Here is a 974-nt window from a genome sequence, read left to right on the forward strand (position 1 = left end):
CCCGGGATCGGCGGGGCGGACGCTGCCGGCGGCGCGGTTCGCCGCCTCCACCGCGTCGCAGCCGCCGGTCACGCGCTGCGCCTTTTCCAGCTGGCCGCGCTGCTGCTCGGTCGGGTTCTGCGGATCGAGCTGGCTGGTGAAGGGCAGGAAGGCCTGGCGCAGCGTGACCAGCGTGGCGATGTCGCGGCCGGTCTCGCGCTTCTGCCGCAGGGCGACGATGCGGTAGCCGCCCGGCACGCGCACGGCGTTGCTGATGGCGCCGACCGGCATCTGCGTGATGATGCGGGCGATCTCGGGCTCCAGCTCCTCCGGGCGGACCCAGCCGAGGTCGCCGCCCTGCAGGGCCGTCTGGCTCTGCGAGAACTGCGTCGCGGCCACGGGGAAGGGCATGCCGGCGCGCAGGCGGCCGACCACGTCGTTGACGAAGCGCTGCACCTCGTCGGCGCGGGCGGGGTCGTCCACGGGCACGAAGATCTCGGAGACCTGGTATTCCGGCTGGCCGACCCGCGCCTCGTGCGCTTCCACGCGCTCGCGGATCTCGGCCTCGGTGGGCTCGGCCTGCTGGCCCAGGGCCTGGCGGATCAGGCGCGACCAGCCGATCTGCACGCGGATCTGGTCGAACAGCACCCGCGTGTCCACGCCGCCGGCGCGGAGCTGGGCCACCAGCCCGCCCTTGGGCAGGTTGTTGCGGCTCTCGATGTCGGAAAGGGCGGCCGCCACCTCCTCGTCGCTGACCACGATGCGCCGGCGCCGCATCTCCTGCAGGCGGAGCCGGTCGTCGATCACGAGGCGGACGATCTGCGGCTCCAGCCTCGTGATCAGGTCGCTGGAGGCGCCAAGCCCCGTGGTCATGGCGAAGAGCCTGGCGCGGCTCGCCACCTCGGACTGGGTGACCACCTCGCCGTTCACCACGGCGACGATGCGGTTCATGTCCTGGGGTGCCGGGGCGGCCTGTCCGTGGCCGGCGCGCGCGG

The 974-nt window shown here is 73.6% G+C and carries 1 protein-coding gene; it reads right to left on the reverse strand.

All coding sequences use genetic code 11. The annotated features are described in order from the left end of the window. Window positions 1-930, reverse strand: a 930-nt coding sequence (locus tag ROTAS13_RS25040; RefSeq protein ID WP_253187781.1) for a peptidylprolyl isomerase, incomplete at its 3' end; no start/stop codon positions are given. Between the last annotated feature and the right edge of the window lie 44 nt (window positions 931-974).

This window comes from Roseomonas sp. TAS13 (assembly GCF_001950415.1).
GTDB classification, from domain to species: domain Bacteria; phylum Pseudomonadota; class Alphaproteobacteria; order Acetobacterales; family Acetobacteraceae; genus Roseomonas; species Roseomonas mucosa.